This window comes from Promicromonospora sp. NPDC057488 (assembly GCF_042802395.1).
Lineage (GTDB): Bacteria > Actinomycetota > Actinomycetes > Actinomycetales > Cellulomonadaceae > Promicromonospora.
The window spans coordinates 1-16,535 of the sequence record NZ_JBHVEG010000081.1 but is presented as its reverse complement, the minus strand read 5'-3'; the positions used below and the strand labels follow the sequence as shown (position 1 = coordinate 16,535).

16 protein-coding genes are annotated in these 16,535 nt (G+C 73.7%); 9 read left to right on the top strand and 7 right to left on the bottom strand.

Annotated elements, in window-relative coordinates:
* Window positions 1-16: 16 nt before the first annotated feature.
* On the top strand, window positions 17-643 hold the full coding sequence (locus ACFU5G_RS17120; protein ID WP_377247081.1) for a uridine kinase: 627 nt from the start codon (window positions 17-19) through the stop codon (window positions 641-643).
* A gap of 10 nt (window positions 644-653) precedes the next feature.
* On the opposite strand, the gene ACFU5G_RS17115 is transcribed toward ACFU5G_RS17120, so the two are convergent.
* Together ACFU5G_RS17115 and ACFU5G_RS17110 are read right to left on the bottom strand one after the other, a co-directional pair.
* Entirely contained in the window at window positions 654-1,601 is a 948-nt protein-coding gene (locus ACFU5G_RS17115; protein ID WP_377247078.1) for a sulfotransferase family protein, read from the bottom strand.
* A gap of 90 nt (window positions 1,602-1,691) precedes the next feature.
* Entirely contained in the window at window positions 1,692-2,444 is a 753-nt protein-coding gene (locus ACFU5G_RS17110) for a VOC family protein (protein ID WP_377247075.1), read from the bottom strand.
* 224 nt (window positions 2,445-2,668) lie between these two features.
* Between ACFU5G_RS17110 and ACFU5G_RS17105 the strand changes: the two genes are divergently transcribed.
* Window positions 2,669-3,811, top strand: a complete 1,143-nt coding sequence (locus tag ACFU5G_RS17105) for a hypothetical protein (protein WP_377247072.1) — start codon at window positions 2,669-2,671, stop codon at window positions 3,809-3,811.
* Here ACFU5G_RS17105 and ACFU5G_RS17100 read toward each other — a convergent pair.
* Window positions 3,793-4,944, bottom strand: a complete 1,152-nt coding sequence (locus ACFU5G_RS17100) for a low molecular weight phosphatase family protein (RefSeq protein WP_377247069.1) — start codon at window positions 4,942-4,944, stop codon at window positions 3,793-3,795. The two genes, ACFU5G_RS17105 and ACFU5G_RS17100, sit on opposite strands and share 19 nt — an antisense overlap.
* Window positions 4,945-4,992: 48 nt before the next feature.
* Window positions 4,993-6,357 carry an NAD(P)/FAD-dependent oxidoreductase gene (locus ACFU5G_RS17095; protein WP_377247066.1) on the bottom strand — a complete coding sequence of 455 codons (1,365 nt, stop codon included), beginning with the start codon at window positions 6,355-6,357 and terminating at the stop codon, window positions 4,993-4,995.
* Window positions 6,358-6,397: 40 nt separating this feature from the next.
* Between ACFU5G_RS17095 and ACFU5G_RS17090 the strand changes: the two genes are divergently transcribed.
* From ACFU5G_RS17090 to ACFU5G_RS17080, 3 genes are all read left to right on the top strand, one after another.
* Entirely contained in the window at window positions 6,398-7,819 is a 1,422-nt protein-coding gene (locus tag ACFU5G_RS17090) for an amino acid permease (RefSeq protein WP_377247063.1), read from the top strand.
* Between the two features lie 75 nt (window positions 7,820-7,894).
* Window positions 7,895-9,079 carry a metallophosphoesterase family protein gene (locus ACFU5G_RS17085; protein WP_377247060.1) on the top strand — a complete coding sequence of 395 codons (1,185 nt, stop codon included), beginning with the start codon at window positions 7,895-7,897 and terminating at the stop codon, window positions 9,077-9,079.
* A 96-nt stretch (window positions 9,080-9,175) separates the two neighbouring features.
* Complete coding sequence (locus ACFU5G_RS17080) at window positions 9,176-9,892, top strand: MOSC domain-containing protein (RefSeq protein ID WP_377247057.1); 717 nt, start codon at window positions 9,176-9,178, stop codon at window positions 9,890-9,892.
* Between the two features lie 33 nt (window positions 9,893-9,925).
* Here the strand turns inward: ACFU5G_RS17080 and ACFU5G_RS17075 are convergent, their stop codons facing one another.
* The gene (locus tag ACFU5G_RS17075; protein WP_377247054.1) at window positions 9,926-10,444 is read right to left on the bottom strand and encodes a DUF6194 family protein; all 519 of its coding nucleotides are present in this window, start codon (window positions 10,442-10,444) and stop codon (window positions 9,926-9,928) included.
* Window positions 10,445-10,486: 42 nt separating this feature from the next.
* Here ACFU5G_RS17075 and ACFU5G_RS17070 point away from each other — a divergent pair, with 42 nt between their 5' ends.
* Window positions 10,487-11,257 carry a MerR family transcriptional regulator gene (locus ACFU5G_RS17070; protein ID WP_377247052.1) on the top strand — a complete coding sequence of 257 codons (771 nt, stop codon included), beginning with the start codon at window positions 10,487-10,489 and terminating at the stop codon, window positions 11,255-11,257.
* Between the two features lie 12 nt (window positions 11,258-11,269).
* Here ACFU5G_RS17070 and ACFU5G_RS17065 read toward each other — a convergent pair whose 3' ends face one another.
* Both ACFU5G_RS17065 and ACFU5G_RS17060 read right to left on the bottom strand, forming a co-directional pair.
* Complete coding sequence (locus ACFU5G_RS17065) at window positions 11,270-11,761, bottom strand: PH domain-containing protein (protein WP_033327780.1); 492 nt, start codon at window positions 11,759-11,761, stop codon at window positions 11,270-11,272.
* A gap of 33 nt (window positions 11,762-11,794) precedes the next feature.
* A complete protein-coding gene (locus ACFU5G_RS17060; protein ID WP_377247049.1) occupies window positions 11,795-12,484 on the bottom strand; it encodes a histidine phosphatase family protein in 690 nt (229 codons plus the stop codon).
* Between the two features lie 168 nt (window positions 12,485-12,652).
* On the opposite strand from ACFU5G_RS17060, the gene ACFU5G_RS17055 reads away from it, so the two are divergent.
* The 3 genes from ACFU5G_RS17055 (at window position 12,653) to ACFU5G_RS17045 (ending at window position 16,398) form a co-directional block, all read left to right on the top strand.
* On the top strand, window positions 12,653-13,621 hold the full coding sequence (locus tag ACFU5G_RS17055) for a helix-turn-helix domain-containing protein (protein ID WP_377247046.1): 969 nt from the start codon (window positions 12,653-12,655) through the stop codon (window positions 13,619-13,621).
* A gap of 64 nt (window positions 13,622-13,685) precedes the next feature.
* On the top strand, window positions 13,686-15,524 hold the full coding sequence (locus ACFU5G_RS17050; protein WP_377247043.1) for an FAD-dependent oxidoreductase: 1,839 nt from the start codon (window positions 13,686-13,688) through the stop codon (window positions 15,522-15,524).
* Entirely contained in the window at window positions 15,517-16,398 is an 882-nt protein-coding gene (locus ACFU5G_RS17045; protein WP_377247040.1) for an intradiol ring-cleavage dioxygenase, read from the top strand. Before ACFU5G_RS17050 ends, ACFU5G_RS17045 begins: the two co-directional genes overlap by 8 nt.
* Window positions 16,399-16,535 lie beyond the last annotated feature (137 nt).

Genomic DNA, 16,535 nt, shown 5'->3' with positions numbered 1-16,535 from the left:
CTAGAGTCGGTCCACGATGAGCACACGTGTGGAGCCGGTCAGCGCGGAGCTCCTCGTCGAACGGGTGGCCGACGCCGTCCTGACCCGCGCGGGCGGTGCCGACACCCCGGTCCGCCTGCTCGTCGACGGGCACCCGTCCACCCACCCCGAGCGGCTCGCCGACGCGCTCGTCGCGCCCCTGGAGACGGCCGGCCGGCGCGTCGCGCGCGTGCGGGTCGCCGACTTCCTGCGCTCGCGGTCCCTGCGGCTCGAACGGGGCCGGGACGACCCGGGCAGCCTGCTGGACGGCTGGATCGACGTCGAGGCGCTGAACCGCGAGGTGCTGCGGCGGGTCGTCGAGCGCGGCGAGTACCTGCCCAGCCTGCGCGACCCCGACACCGACCGGGCCACGCGCGCCGCCTACCTCCCCGCCGCCGCGGGCACCGTGGTCGTGCTGGACGGGGCGCTCGCGATCGCCCGCGGGCTCGACGTCGACGTCGCCGTGCACCTCGCGCTCAAGCCGGGCACGCTCCGCCGTCGGACACCCGACGAGGAGGCGTGGGCCCTGCCCGCCTACGAGCGGTACGCGGCGCAGGCGGAGCGCGGGGCGGACCTGCTGGTCCGCGTCGACCACCCGGACCACCCGGCCCTGGTGCACCGCTGACCGGTGGGCGTCAGTCGCTCGCGGCCGACGCCGGGGCGTAGCCCCAGCACTCGCTCATCGCCCGCAGCTCGCGCGGGATCGAGTCCGGGTCCGGGAGCGTGCGCCCGGCCTGGATGCTCCCGCTGCGGATCTTGTCCCGCCAGTCGCCCAGGCCCTTGCGGACCTCGCCGTGCTCGTGGTCGCCGTACGAGACCATGCCCGGCTCCCAGGGCAGGCCGAGGAAGTCGCAGATGCGGTGGAACTCGGTGGCCGGGTCCGCGGTGACGTCCTCGTAGCGCACCGTGAGCCCGGGGAGCCGGTGCCGCACGTCCTCCAGCGCCGTCATGTACTTCAGCGTGTGCAGGATGGCGCGGTTCATGGGCCGCCGGGCCGGGTCGGCGTCGTGCCAGGAGCGGGCGATCGACGCCGGGTGGCGCAGCAGGAAGATGAACCGGGCGTCGGGCCAGCACAGCGCGAACCGGTCGGCGACGAACACGTTGCTGGGGGTCTTCTCCACGACGACCTGCTTGCCGCTGCGCAGCAGCTCGCGGTGCAGCATCCGGTCCCACAGGATGTGCTCGACGTCGGCCACGTTGTGCCCCAGGGCGTCCATCGCCTCCTGGGTGAGCCGCGTCGTGAAGTCGACGGACAGCCGCCGCACGTGCGTCTCGATGGGCGCGTGCACCTGGGAGTGGCTGTCCAGCACCACGCGCAGCAGCGTCGACCCGGCGCGCGGGGACGAGAGCACGAAGACCGGGGCGACCAGCAGCCGGTCGGCCGCGGGGTCGGCCGGCGGGCGGACGCGCCCCCGGCCCGGCCGGCTCGTGCCGCCGCTCGCCGTGCCGCCCTGGCGGGCGCCACCCTGCCGGGCGGCGCCGTGGTCGCGCGGCACCCGCGTGACCCGCAGGCCCGCGTGCTTCTCGAGTGCCGTACCGAACCGGCGGGCCAGCTGCGTGCCGGTCCCGCGAACCGTGAGCATGTCGAAAGGACTCCGTTCGGATGTCCCCCTGCCGTCCAACACGGTGACACGCCCTTCCCGGGCGCGCCACCGTAGCGGCACCGGCCCGGGCTACAGCACCAGGCAGAACGGGTGGTTCGCCGGGTCGGCGAACACCCGGAAGCCCGAGCCCTCGCCCGGCAGCCGGGTCGCCCCGAGCGTCAGCACCGCGGCCTCGCCCGCGTCGAGGTCGGGCACCCCGATGTCCAGGTGCACCTGCTGCGGGTACGCGGGGTCCGGCCACCGCGGCGCGTTGTAGTCCTCCACCGACTGGAACAGCAGCGGCCGGGGGCCGCCGAGCATCGCGACGCCGTCGGCGTCGTACGCCACGGGGGCGCCCAGGATCCGGGACCAGAACAGGGCGAGCGCGGACGCGTCCGGGCAGTCGAAGGTGGGACCCATGACGGTCACGCCGTCGGACTCCTCCTTGAGACACAGGTCGAAGGTGTGCCCGGCGAGGTCGGACAGCGTGACCCACCGCTCGTTCTCCCGCAGCACGGTGGCCCCGAGCTCCACCGCCCGGGCGCTCGAGGCGGCCAGGTCGGGCACGTACAGGTCGATGTGCGCCTGCTGGGGGTGCTCCTGTCCCGGCCACTGCGGCGGGACGTGGTCGGGGGCGAGCTGGAACGCGACGTCCCACTGGTCGGGGGTCGTGACGGTGATCCAGTCGTGGTCCGTGAACTTCACGGTCCCGCCGGTCAGAGCCGTCCAGAAGCCGGCCTCGACGCCGAGGTCGGGAACGTCCAGGACCACCGACTTCAGGATGCCCACCCCCTCGGGCTCGGGGCGGTCGGTCTCTGTTCCGGTGGGGGTCGATTCGGTCATGGTCCAGCCCTTCAGGAGGTGGTCGCACGAGGAACGCTTCGAACTACTACCTTGCACCCAGCCACCGACACTCCCCAGCGGATAAGTTGCGCAGCGCTGTCCACCGGGTTATCCACAGCACACACTGCTGGCGCCGGGCACCCGCGCGGAGTTATCCACAGATGTTGTCCACAGTCCTGTGAATTGGGTGGTCCTGCCCCGTGAGCAGCGGACACACTGTCCCGGTGAACGACACCGTCGCCCTCGCCCAGGCAGCACTGGCCCAGGCAGCACCGGGCCGACCCGCCCTCGTCCCGTCGTCGGGCGCCGTCCGCCTGACCGACCCGGTCGACCTGGGCGGCTCCGCCCGCTCGCAGGTGCTCCGCTGCCGGGTCGACGGCGCGGACCACGGCGCCCCGGCCACGGTGATCGTGAAGCGCTTCCTCTCCGACGACGGCGCGTTCGTCCGGGAGACCGTCGGCCTGGACCTGTGCCCGGGCACGCCGACGCTGCTCGCGCAGGACCCGGAGCACCACCTGATCGTCATGTCCGACCTCGGCGAGCTGCCCACCCTCGCCGACCTGCTCGTGGGCGACGACCGCGACGCGGCCTGGGACGGCGCCCGGACCTGGGCCCGCGCGCTCGGCCGCACGACCGGCGGCTCCCGCGCCCGGGTCGCCGAGGCGCGCAGCCGTCTGGCGGACGCCGAGCCGTGGGACGCCGACGCCGACCTCCGCGCGGGCGTCGACCGGCTGCTCGAGGCCGTGGCCGGGGGCGACGCCGGGCCGGAGGGCCACGCGGCGGCGGACCGCCGGGCCGCCGTCGAGGCCGAGCTCGCCGCGACCCTGCACCTGCGCACCCCGGGTGCCGCCGCGGTCGTCTCGCCCACGGACACCTGCCCCGACAACGCCGTGCTGGGCCCGGACGGCTGGCGCTTCCTCGACCTGGAGGGCACCGACGTCCAGCACGCCGCGTTCGTCGCCGCGTACGGGCTGCTGCCGTTCGCCACCTGCTGGTGCGTGTTCGACCCGCCGCCCGGCCTCACGGACATGCTGCTCGCCGAGCTCACCGCCGGCCTGGCGGAGCACGCGCCGGACGTCGTCGCCGACCCCGCCTGGGACACGTCGGTGCGGCAGGCGTGCGCGGTCTACCTGGTCCTCGTCACGGGCTGGCTGTGGAAGAGCACGGTCGCGGGCCGGGAGCTGGTCGGTCCGGCGGGCCGGTCGCCGTCGTACCGGCAGCTCATGGTCTCCCGCTGGCGCTGGGGTGCGCTCAACCTCCGCGCGGACCTCCCGGCGCTGGCCGCCGCCTTCGGCGACGCCGCGGCCTGGGCGCTCGACCAGTGGGGCGCCGACGTCGAGACGACCGGCTACCGCGCCTTCCGCTGACCCCGGGCGCCGAGCGCCGTCGTGACCGCGGTCCACGGCCGGGTCAGGCGCGGCAGCCAGCCCCGCTGCGGCCCGGCGGCCGCCACGGTCCCGACCGCGGCCACCGGGCCGCCCGCCCCGACCGGCAGGCCGGGTACGGCCGACCTCGCGGGCAGCGCCGGCAGCTCCGTGCGCGCCGGGTCGTCCGCGGCGTCGATCTCGGCGATGAGCGCCTGCACCCGCGCGGTGACGTCGTCGACGATCCGCTCGACCTCCTCGATCGGCCGGCCCGCCGGGTCGTCCAGCGGCCAGTCGAGGTAGCGGCGTCCCGGGAAGACGGGACAGGTGTCACCGCAGCCCATGGTCACGATCACGCCGGAGGTCCGCACGATGTCGTCGGTGAGCTCGCGCGGGAACTCGATGAGCCCGTCGAGCCCACGCCGGGCCAGGACGGTCTCCGTCATCGTGTCCGGCTCGGAGACCGGCCGCGTGCCCGCGGTGCGCACCCGGATGCGGTCGCCCGCGAGGCGGCGGGTCACGGCGGCGGCGATCTGGGACCGGCCGGTGTTGTGGACGCAGACGAACAGCACGTCGCGCGGCGAGCCGTGCGTCACCTCGGTCATGGCGGCCAGCCGGTCCGTCGCGAGCCAGGCGGTCAGGGCGGGCAGCTGCGCGGAGGACCGCACCTGCTTGTCCAGCGCGGCGTAGCACTCCCGGACCAGGCGGTCCACGGTGCCGGCGCCCGCGTTGGCGGCGAACGTGGCGGCGAGGGTGTCGACCAGCCGGTCGAGCAGCGCCTCGTGGTCGCGCACGTCGAGCGCCGGCTCGTCGAGGAACCGCGGGGCGGCGAGCGCCGCCGTGCCGTACCGCGCGATCCCGCGTGAGGAGACGCGGTACAGCGCCGCGTCCGACGCCACCGGCCCGACGACGGCGACCAGCCCCACCGAGACCAGCGCCTCGAGGTGCTGCTCCACGTCGGCGACGGCGAGCGCTTCGGCGACGAGGTCGGCCGGCTCGCCGGCCGCGTCGTCCGGCACCAGCCCGGCGGCGGTGGAGCGGCCCGCGGGGTGCGTGAGCAGGCGCGCCAGCAGCCGTAACCGCTCAGGGTTGGCCATCGTCAGTCGTTGTGCGGAGCGCAGCTCGTCCGGGGTCATCGGTCTCTCCCTGGCCCACGGCGGTGTGGCCGTGCGCCAGGAGCGAGGCTACCTCGCCACCCCGGACCTCGGCGGCCGCACGGTGGGAACGTCACCCACGATCGGGACCGGACGCCGGTGGAACGGGAACCCGTACCGGGTGACGAGCCCCGCCAGCGTGGTGACCCGGTTACGGGGGCCGATCAGCGACATGATGTGCACGAACAGCCACACGATCCACGCCAGGCCCTTGGTGATCCGCAGCGGCCGGCCCCCGGGCAGGTTGATCTCGGCGATCGCGGCGCGCCGGCCGATCACGGCCATCGTGCCCTTGTCGACGTAGTGCAGGTCCTGCAGGGGCTCGCCGTCGAGCAGCGCGCGGATGTTGCGGCCCGCCACGAGGCCGCCCTGGATCGCGGGCTGGGCGAGCTGGGGCAGGTCGGCCGGCGAGATCGCGATGTCGCCCGCGGCGAAGACGCCCGGCAGGCCTTCGACCTGCATGTCGTCGCCGATCCGGATGCGGCCGCTGTCGTCCTGCGGCAGGCCCCACTCGGCGACCTCGTCGTGCACGCTCACCCCGGCGGACCAGACGGTCAGGTCGGCGTGGATGCGCGTCCCGTCGGTGAGCACCACGGCCTCGCGCTCCACGGCCGCCACCCCGGCGCCCAGGTGCAGCGAGACCCCACGGTGCCGCAGCTCCTGGGTCGCGTAGGCGCGCAGCTTGGGCGCGAACGACTTGAGGATCTCGCCGCCGCGCTGCACCACCTTGACCTCGAACGCGTCGCCGTGGATCTCCGGGTAGGCGGGCGCCAGGCCGGCGGTGCGCAGCTCGGCGAGCGCGCCCGCGACCTCCACCCCGGTGGCGCCGCCGCCCACGACGACGACGCGCAGCCCGTCGTCGGCCCGCTTCGACTTCGCGGCCTTCTCCAGGCGGATGAAGAGGTTGTCGCGGATCCGCATGGCCTGCGAGCGCGTGTACATCGGGAACGAGTGCTCCTTGGCGCCCGGCGTCCCGAAGAAGTTCGCGGTGACGCCCGCCGTGACCACCAGGTAGTCGTAGCTGATCCAGTGGTCGTTCAGCAGGCGGATCTTCTTCGCGGCGTGGTCGGCCTCCACGAGGTGCTCGTGCACCACGTGCACGTTCTTCTGCTTGAGCCGCAGGCCGCGCAGGAAGTAGGTGACGTCGCCCGGGTTCAGGCCGCCGGTCGCCACCTGGTACAGCAGCGGCTGGAACGTGTTGTAGACGCGGCGGTCGATCAGCGTGATCCGCACGGGCGCGTCCTTGAGCGCCCGGACCGTCGCCATCCCGGCGAACCCGCCGCCCACCACCACCACGTGCGGCAGCGGCTCGGGGTGCTCGCTCATGGTCTTCTCGAGGCCGTAGTCCTCGTCGTCCTCGGGTGCTTGCACGGGGGTGTGTGCAGATTCGGTCACGAGCACGAGTCTCTCACCGCCCGGGTTACCGTGGTCGGTCGTGAGCACCACCGAACACCAGACCGACCCCGCCGACCGCCCCGAACGGCTGGCCCACGGCCTGCGCACCCGCCACCTGACCATGATGGGCCTGGGGTCCGCGATCGGCGCCGGCCTGTTCCTCGGTTCCGGCCTCGGCATCGCCGCCGCGGGTCCCGCCGTCCTGGTCAGCTACGCCATCGCGGGCGCGATCGTCGTGCTCGTCATGCGGATGCTCGCCGAGATGGCCTCCGCGCTCCCGTCGAGCGGCTCGTTCTCCGTCTACGCGGAGGCCGCGCTCGGCCGCTGGGCCGGGTTCCTGCTGGGCTGGCTGTACTGGTTCACCATCGTCATGGTGCTCGGCGTCGAGGTGACGGGCGTCGCCGGGATCGTGCACGGCTGGTGGCCCGCGGTACCGCAGTGGGCGGTCGCGGCAGCCGTCGTCGCCGTGTTCGGCGCGATCAACCTGGTGGGCGTGCGCCAGTTCGGCGAGGCCGAGTTCTGGTTCGCCACCGTCAAGGTGCTCGCGATCGTCGGTTTCCTGGTGCTCGGCGTGCTGATCGTCGTCGGCGTGGTGCCCGTGAGCGGCAGCGTGCTGGGGGAGTGGGCCTCCTACGGCGGGTTCGCCCCGGCGGGCCTGCCGGGTATCGCCGCGGGCCTGCTCACCGTCGTCTTCGCGTTCGGCGGCATCGAGATCGTCACCATCGCGGCCGCCGAGGCGCGCGACCCGCAGTCGGCCGTCGCGAGCGCGACCCGCACCATCCTGTGGCGCATCCTGTTCTTCTACGTGGGCTCGGTGGCGATCATGGTCGCTCTGATCCCGTGGACCGACGCCGCCCGCCTGGAGTCGCCCTTCGTCTCCGTGCTCCAGATGGCCGGGTTCGACGGCGCCGCGCGGCTCATGGAGGTCGTCGTCGTGCTCGCGCTGCTGAGCGCGTTCAACGCCAACGTGTACGCGACGTCCCGCATGCTGTTCTCGCTCGGCGGCCGCGGTGACGCCCCGGCGCTCGCGACCCGGGTCTCCCGCCGCGACGTCCCGTGGGTCGCGGTGCTGGTCTCGGTGTTCTTCGGCGTCGTCGCCGTGCTGCTCAACTACCTGCTGCCCGAGTCGCTGCTCGGGGTGCTGCTCAACGCCGTCGGCTCGGCGCTGCTGGTGGTCTGGATCCTCGTGGTGGTCTCGCAGCTCCGCCTGCGCCCGCGCCTGGAGGCCGCCGCGGCCGAGCGCGGCGAGACCCTGCGCCTGCGCGCCTGGGGCTACCCGTGGCTGTCGTGGGCCACGCTCGTGGCGCTGGTCGCGGTGGTGGGCCTCATGCTGTCCGACGCCGCCGCCCGGCCGCAGATCGCCGCGACCGCGGGTCTGGTCGTGGTGATCCTGCTGGTCTACGTGATCGCGCGGGCCCTGCGCCGCGTCCCGGCCGAGCCGGCGGCGTCCGGCCGGCGGTAGCCGTTCAGCAGACCGTCATCGGGGGTCCACCCGCTGGTCGGGCGGTCGCCAGCGGGCCCCCCGATCGTCGTCGGCATGACCGAGCAGACCACCGGCGGCGTCGACCGCCGGACGTTCCTTTCCCTGAGCAGCCTCGGCGCGGCGGGGGTCGCGACCACGGCGGCCGTCGCCGGCGCGGCCCCGGCCGAGGCCGTGGAGCTGGCCCGGCACCCGCAGCGGGGGCTGCGGTTCGGGCGCGACGGCAAGTTCAAGATCGTCCAGTTCAACGACACCCAGGACGACGAGAAGATCGACCGCCGCACGCTCGAGCTCATGCGCGCGGTGCTCGACGACGAGCGGCCCGACGTCGTGATCCTCAACGGCGACAACATCACCGGCGGCTGCGACACCCCGCTGGAGATGCGTCAGGCCATGAACAACGTGGTGCAGCCGATGGAGGAGCGCGCCGTCCCGTGGGCCATCACGTTCGGCAACCACGACGAGGACTCGACGCCGAACAGCGGCCTGGACGAGGCCGACATGCTCGCCTTCTACCGCTCCTACCGCTACAACGTGAACGGCCCGACGGCGCGCGGCGTCACCGGCCAGGGCAACTCGAACCTGCTGATCGAGGGCACGAACGGCCGCCCGGCGTTCAACCTGTGGCTGCTCGACTCGGGCCGGTACGCACCCGAGACCCTGTCCGGCCAGGACTTCGACGGCTACCCCCACTGGGACTGGCTGCGCATGGACCAGGTGAAGTGGTACTACGACACGTCGGTGCAGATCGAGCGCAAGGCCGGGTACGTGGTGCCGGCGCTCATGTTCATCCACATCCCCCTGTGGGAGTACCGGTTCATGTGGTTCGGCTCGGTGGACGGGCGCACCGACGCCGACCACGAGCGCGGCAGGGCGCGGCACCGCATCGACGGTGAGCGCAACGAGGACGAGTGCCCGGGGCCGTTCAACTCCGGCATGTTCTCGGCGATCCAGCACCGGGGTGACGTCCGCGGCGTGTTCTGCGGCCACGACCACGTGAACACCTACTCGGGCGACTACTACGGCGTGCTGCTCGGGTACGCGGGCAACACCGGGTTCGGCACGTACGGCCTGGGCGGCGCCGAGCGCAACCGGCTGCGCGGCGCGCGCGTCTACGACCTCGACGAGTCGGTCGACGGCGTGCTGGCCGGCACCCGGATGCGGTTCGCCGGCGAGCTCGGCATCGACCTGACCGCCGACGACCAGTGGATCGAGCCGCTCCCGCTCCCCAAGGGCAAGTAGGGCGGACCTCCCGCACGTGTCAGACCTACAGGTCCCTCGGGTGACCTGTGGGTCTGACACGTCGGAGGGGCGGCTCCCGGATGAGAAAATGACGGCATGGCTGAGCTCCTCGCGGTCTGTCGCGTGTACGTCCTGCATCCTGACCCCGGCACCGTGGGCGTCACGGCGATCGACAAGCGTCCCGTGGAGGGGCGGGTCAAGGTGCGGCCCTACGGCTTGTACGCGGACGTGCAGGCCGACCGCGCCAACCACGGCGGCCTCGACCAGGCGGTCTACGCCTACGCCCAGGAGGACGCCGACTACTGGGGGGCCGAGCTGGACCGCGAGATCACGCCGGGGCTCTTCGGCGAGAACCTGCGGGTCAGCGGCCTGGACGTGAACGGCGCGGTGATCGGCGAGCACTGGCGGATCGGCTCTGCCCTGCTGGAGGTCACGCAGCCCCGCACGCCCTGCCAGACCTTCGGTCGCCGGCTCGGCGAGCAGCGCTGGGTGCGCCGGTTCACACAGGCCAACCGCACGGGCGCCTACCTGCGCGTGGTCGAGAACGGCGACCTCGGCGCGGGCGACACCGTCGAGGTGGTGCACCACCCCCTGCACGGCGTGACCGTCGCGGACTGGTTCGGCGCGCAGTACGGCCTGGCGCGCGCGGCGCGGGACGCGGCCGGCTCCGACGAGCCGGCCGCGCCCGCCCCCGAGAGCCTGGAGGAGCTCGCCCAGCGCCTGCTGAACGCGCACGCCGCGGGCGAGCTCCGGCTCAGCGTCGACATGCACCGCCGCAGCGAGCAGGCCGCGAGCCGCGCCGTCGTCGACTGACGGCCGCCGGGGGCGCAAGCATTCCCCCGGCCGTCACGCGCGGCGCTCGAAGCGGGTCCGCGCGGCGTCGTGCGCGTCGCGCAGGAGGGCGAGCACGGTCTCGCCGGTCGCGGGACCGGGGTTGACGACGGCGATCCAGCCGGCCGCCCCGTACACCGGGTGCGGCAGGACGACGTCGGCGGTGTCCGGCGGCGTGGCCGGCTCGCCGGTACCTGGTCCGACGACGCCTGGTTGGACGGCGCCCGGTTCGACGGCGCCGGTGAGCTCGGCCGCCCGCGCCCGGCCGACGCGGACGTTCACCCGCCAGCGCCCCGCGGGATCGAGGCCCGACGTGGTGTCGTCCGGGTAGTTCTTGGTGACGATGGTCCCGTACGGCTGCACGTTCCGCGGCATCTCGCCGTCCGGGGCGTAGTAGAAGAACGCGTCGCCCCAGGCCAGCTCGGGAACCGTGGGGTCCCCGGCGGCCGGGGCCACGACGAGGGCGCCGTCGAGGTCGCGCACCGCCGCGATGATCTGGTCGATGGTCGGGCCGGTACTCTGCGAGAGGTCCATGGTTCAAGCATCACCTTCAAGTGCTTGTGTGGGGTTGAGCGAATGACACCCGAGGTCTCCCGGCCCCTGCGCACGGCCGACGTCGCGCGGGAGTCCGGCTACTCCGCGCAACAGGTCCGGGACCTGGAACGGCTGGGCGTCATCCCGCCCGCCGCCCGGGCGGCGAACGGCTACCGGTCGTACGCCCCGGTGCACGTCCACGCGCTGCGGGCGTACCGCGGGCTGGCGAGCGCGGCGGGTCCGGTCGAAGCGCGCCGCCTGCTGGCCGAGGCACTCACCGGGAGCGTGGCCGACGCCGCCGCCGCGATCGGCGCCGTGCACGTCCGGCTGGCCCGGGACCGCGACGAGGCCCTCCGGGCGCGGTCGGCGCTCCGCGCCATCCAGTCCGAGGCGACCGACGGCGAGCGACCCCCGGCCGACCCCGCCGACGTCCTGACGATCACGCAGCTCGCTTCCGCCCTCGGGGTGCGCACGTCCACGCTCCGGTTCTGGGAGCAGGAGGGGCTCGTGGCGCCCGAGCGCGTGACGTCGCTGCGTGCCCGGCAGTACGGGCCGGCGGCCGTCCGCGAGGCGCGCATCGTGGCGGCGCTGCGCGCCAGCGGCTACGGCGTCCCCGCCGTCCGCGACGTGGTCGCGAGCCTGCGCCGCCTCCCGGGGGCCGACGAGGGAGTCGCCCGGGCCGGGCAGATCCTGGACCGGAGGCTCGACGACCTCGCGGCCCGCACGGTGGCCCTGCTCCGCGCGGGCGCGGCCCTGGCCGAGATCATCGCCCCAGAGGTCGACCCTGGGCCCAGCTCCCCGCAGAGAGCGTGAGCGCTGGCGAGGTCAGTCGTCGCTGAGCTGCTGGCCCTGGCGGACCAGGTCCTGCAGGGTGCGCTGCACCTGCTCGACGTCGGGCACGTCGTCGAGCACCATGCCCGGCTGGTCGGTGCCGTCGGAGATCACGAGGGTGCCGCAGCCGAAGATCCGGTCGCTGAGCTGCTTCTCGAACGTGACGTTGTTGATCCGGTAGAGCGGGATGTCGCGTCCGGTCTGGGTCAGGATGCCGGTGCGCAGCGCGACCCGCTGGTTGGTGATGATGTAGCGGGTGGTGCGCCAGCGCAGGAACGGGCCCGCGGACGCGACCAGGCCGAGCACCACGAGGAGCGCCGTCGCGACCCACAGCACGATCGGGTCGATCGGCAGCGGCAGCACCCACATCGCGATCAGCACGGCGATCAGCAGCAGGAGCAGCAGGATCGGCTTGACGACCTTCTTCGGGTGAGTGCGGAGCTGCATCACGATGGTCTCGCCTTCGGCGAGGTGCTCTTCCCTCATGCCGCGAATACTGCCTTACTGGGCCAATTGGATCTACTGTGCGGCAAGGTTCCATCCCTCGATGGTGCGCAGGCCGTGCCCATAGCCCAGCAGGCAGACGGCGGCCGTGCCCAGCTCGAACCGGGCGCCCAGCCGCGGGTCGACGCCGAGCCACACCGTGGCGAGCACCCGCAGCAGGTGCCCGTGCGCGACCAGCAGCACGTGGCCGCCGGACCCGGACCCCGGACCGCCGCCGGACCCCGCGCCGCCGAGTACCTGCTCCGCCCGGGCGATCACCCGCGCGGCGCGCACGGCGACCTGGTCCAGCGTCTCGCCGGGGCGCCCCTCGCCGTGGTCGGCCGACGGCGGCAGCACCCGCACGCCGTCCTCGAAGATCTGGAAGTCGCGGCCCAGCAGCTCGGACACGTCGCGCGAGGTGCGGCCGTCGACGGGCCCGTAGTCCCACTCGGCGAGGTCCTCGTCGACGACGGCGCCAGGGTGGCCCACGAGCTCCGCCGTCCGCCGCGCGCGCTCGCGCGGGGACGTGAGGACGGCCGCGAACTCGTAGTCGGCGAGCGTCGCGCCGGCGTACCGGGCCTGCCGCTCGCCGGCCTCGGTGAGCGGCAGGTCGGTGCGTCCGGTGTGCTGGCCGCTCGCGCTCCACTCGGTCTGCCCGTGCCGGAGCAGCACGAGCTGCGGGTCGCTCGGGGGCCGCAGGACCGGCGGCGTCGTCTCGTCGGGCATGGGACGAGCATCCTGCGTCCGGGGGCCGCGCGCACCCCTGGCGACCGGCGTGGCGGCGAGCTCCACCAAGGAACATGCGCTGACCTGGCCAAACACGCCACGGACAACACGCCGGGCCGACACCCTGATCCTGGTGCGCGCCGGGTGCCGCGCCCTACTGTGGGCTCCGTGAGCCGTGCCACCCCGGCGTCGCGCGGCGCCGTCGACCGCTTCTCCACGCGAGGTGTGCCCGCGGCGCGGCGGATCGAGCTGTGGGAGGAGCACAACGCCGACGCCCTGGTGGCGCTGCGGTGCCGCATGCTCGAGGAGCCGGCGCTGGAGGCGTCCGAGGCGAACCTGCAGCTCGACCGGCTGCACCTGGCGCACGTCGAGGCCAGCCCGCACGCCGTCGAGCGCACGGCCCGCACGGTCCGCACCCGCCCCACGGAGTCCGTGGCCCTGTACTTCACGCTCCGGGGCGAGGCGTACTTCCACCACGACGACGGCGTCCGGCGGCTGCGCCCGGGCCAGCTGCTGGTGTGCGACGCCGACCGGCCGTTCCTGCGCGGGTTCTCCCAGGGGCTGGAGGAGCTCGCGATGAAGGTCCCGTACGACGTGTTCCGGTCCGCGGGCGGCACCATGCCGCGCCCCGCCCGGGTGATCGACTTCGGCACCCCCGGCGCTGACCCCTACGCCGCTGCCCTCGCCGAGCTCGTCGCGCGCGCGGTCGGGCCGGACGGCGACGGCGCGGCCGACGAGGGCGCCGCGCTCGACCTGGTGACCGCGGCGCTGGCCGAGCCCGAGGCGTCGCAGGCCGCCGGCGCGCACTTCGCCGCGGCCGAGCGGTACGTGCGGCAGTGGCTGCGCGACCCGACGATGTCGGCGCGCCGGATCGCCGACGCGATCGGCCTCAGCGAGCGGCAGCTCTCCCGCGTGCTCGCGGAGCACGGTACGAGCGTGCCGCGGCTGATCGCCCGGCGGCGCGTGGAGATGGCGAGCCGCATGCTGCGCATGCCGTCGTACGCGGAGCAGACCGTCGAGGCGATCGGCCTGCGCTGCGGGTTCTCGTCGGCCGCGCAGTTCTCCCGCGTGTTCCGGGAGCAGTCGGGCATGTCGCCGTCGGAGGCCCGTCGGTACGCCCTCGCAGCCAGGGCTTGATACTTTCCGCCGACATTCATGGTCAGCCCTTTTCCCAGGTCGGGGCGCACGGCACCCTGTGCGCATGCCTGAGTTCGACGACGGTCAGACCGAGACCGCACTGCCCAGCCACGCCGCGACCGGCCCGACCCCGGAGGCCCCCGACGTCGTCGTCGAGACCGACGTGCTGGTCGTGGGTTCCGGCCCGGCGGGCGCGTCCGCGGCCCTGTTCCTGTCCAGCCTCGGTGTCAGCACCATCATGATCACCAAGTACCGCTGGACGGCGAACACGCCCCGCGCGCACATCACCAACCAGCGCACCATGGAGATCTTCCGCGACCTGGGCATCGAGGACCAGGTGCTCGCGGACGCGACGCCGCACGAGCTCGTCGGCGACACGGTGTTCTGCACGACGATCGCGGGCGAGGAGATCGGCCGCATCCTCACCTGGGAGACCCACCCCGCCCGCGAGGCGGACGCGCGGCTCGCCTCGCCGTCGCTCACGGTGGACATCCCGCAGACCTACCTCGAGCCGATCCTGGTGAAGAACGCCTCCCAGCGGGGCGCGCAGTCGCGGTTCTCCACGGAGTACCTGGGCCACACGCAGGACGCCGACGGCGTCAGCACGCGCGTGCTCGACCGTGTCACCGGCACCGAGTACACGATCCGCTCGAAGTACCTGATCGGCGGCGACGGCGCCCGCTCCCAGGTGGCGGCCGACCTCGGCCTGCCCATGGAGGGCGCGATGGACATCGCCGGCTCCATGAACATCACCTTCAAGGCCGACCTCACGGACCTCGTGGGCCACCGCCCGTCGGTCCTGTACTGGGTGCTCCAGCCGGGCTCCGACGTCGGCGGCATCGGCGCGGGCCTGGTGCGCATGGTGCGGCCGTGGAACGAGTGGCTCATCGTCTGGGGCTACGACATCGCGGGCGAGCCGCCGCAGCTCGACGACGCCGCGGCCGCCGAGATCGTGCGCCAGCTCGTGGGCGTCGAGGAGCTGGACGTCGAGATCACGGGCTACTCGCTGTGGGGCAACAACCAGATGTACGCCACGCACCTCCAGCAGGGCCGCGTCTTCTGTGCGGGCGACGCCGTGCACCGGCACCCGCCGAGCAACGGCCTCGGCTCCAACACGTCGGTCCAGGACTCGTACAACCTGGCCTGGAAGATCGCCGCGGTGCTGAACGGCCAGGCGGCGCCGTCGCTGCTGGACACGTACTCGGCCGAGCGCGCGCCCGTGGCCGAGCAGATCGTGCTGCGCGCCAACAAGTCGGGCGGCGAGTTCCGGTTCATGGAGGTGCTCGGGGTGCTGGACGCCGAGACGCCGGAGGCGATGCAGGCCGCGATCGACGAGCGCAAGGCGAACACCCCCGCGGGTGCGGCCAAGCGCGCGGCGCTCGTGGAGGCGATGGACCTCAAGCACTACGAGTTCAACGCGCACGGCGTGGACATGGGCCAGTTCTACGAGTCGGCCGCGATCGTGCCCGACGGGTCGCCCAAGCCCGTGGACGAGCGTGACCCCGAGCTCTACTACAAGCAGTCCACGGTGCCCGGCGCGCGGTTCCCGCACGTCTGGGTCGCCGACGTGCACGGCCACAAGCGCTCGACGCACGACCTGGTCCCGTACGGGCAGTTCACGCTGGTCACGGGCATCGCGGGCGAGGCCTGGGCCGACGCCGCGGCGAAGGTCGCGGACGAGCTCGGCGTGCCGCTGGAGGCCGTCGTCATCGGGCCGGGCCGCGACGTCATCGACACCTACTACGACTGGGCGAAGATGCGCGGCGTCGAGGAGTCGGGTGCGATCCTCGTGCGTCCCGACTCGCACGTCGCGTGGCGTGCCCAGACCCTGGCCGACGACCCGGCCGGGGCGCTGGGCGACGCGCTGCGGTCGGTCCTCGGCCGGGGCGAGCAGCGTGTCTGAGCCCGACGCCGAGCAGTCCGCCCGCGAGCAGGAGCTCACCGACCGGGTCGCGGCGTCGTTCGCGGGCGCGGACGACGCGCGCCTGGCGACGGTCATGCAGTCCCTGACCCGGCACCTGCACGCGTTCCTGCGCGAGGTGCGGCTCACGGAGGACGAGTGGAACCAGGCCATCGGGTTCCTCACCGCCGCCGGGCACATCACCGACGACAAGCGGCAGGAGTTCATCCTGCTGTCCGACGTGCTGGGCGCCTCGATGCAGACCATCGCGATCAACAACGCGGCCCACGAGAACGCGACGGAGGCCACGGTGTTCGGCCCGTTCTTCGTGGACGACGCGCCGCGCATCGAGAACGGCGGCGACATCGCGGGCGGCGCGACCGGCCAGCCCTGCTGGGTCGAGGGCACCGTCACCGACACCGCGGGCCACCCCGTGCCGGGCGCGCGCATCGAGGTGTGGGAGGCGGACGAGGACGGCTTCTACGACGTCCAGTACGGCGACGACCGCACCTCCGGCCGCGCGCACCTCTTCACCGACGACGACGGCGGCTACCGCTTCTGGGGCGTCACGCCCACCCCGTACCCGATCCCGCACGACGGGCCGGTCGGCGCGCTGCTCGCGGCGTCGGGCCGCTCGCCCATGCGTGCCGCACACCTGCACTTCATGGTGACGGCGCCCGGGCTGCGCACGCTCGTGACCCACATCTTCGTGCGCGGCGACGAGCTCCTGGCGTCTGACTCCGTGTTCGGCGTGAAGGACTCGCTCGTCATGGACTTCGAGGAGCAGCCCGCGGGCACCCCGGCGCCCGGCGGCCGCGAGGTCGAGGGCGCCTGGGCCCGTACCCGCTTCGACGTCGTCCTGGCCCCGGCCGACTGACCGGGCCGGCTGACCGAGGCCGGCCGAACCACCCGCACCACCGCACTACCGGCAAGTCGCAATCCCACGTGTCAGACCCACAGGTCCCTCGGGGGACCTGTGGGTCTGACAACCAGAGGCTCGACGACAGACTTGGA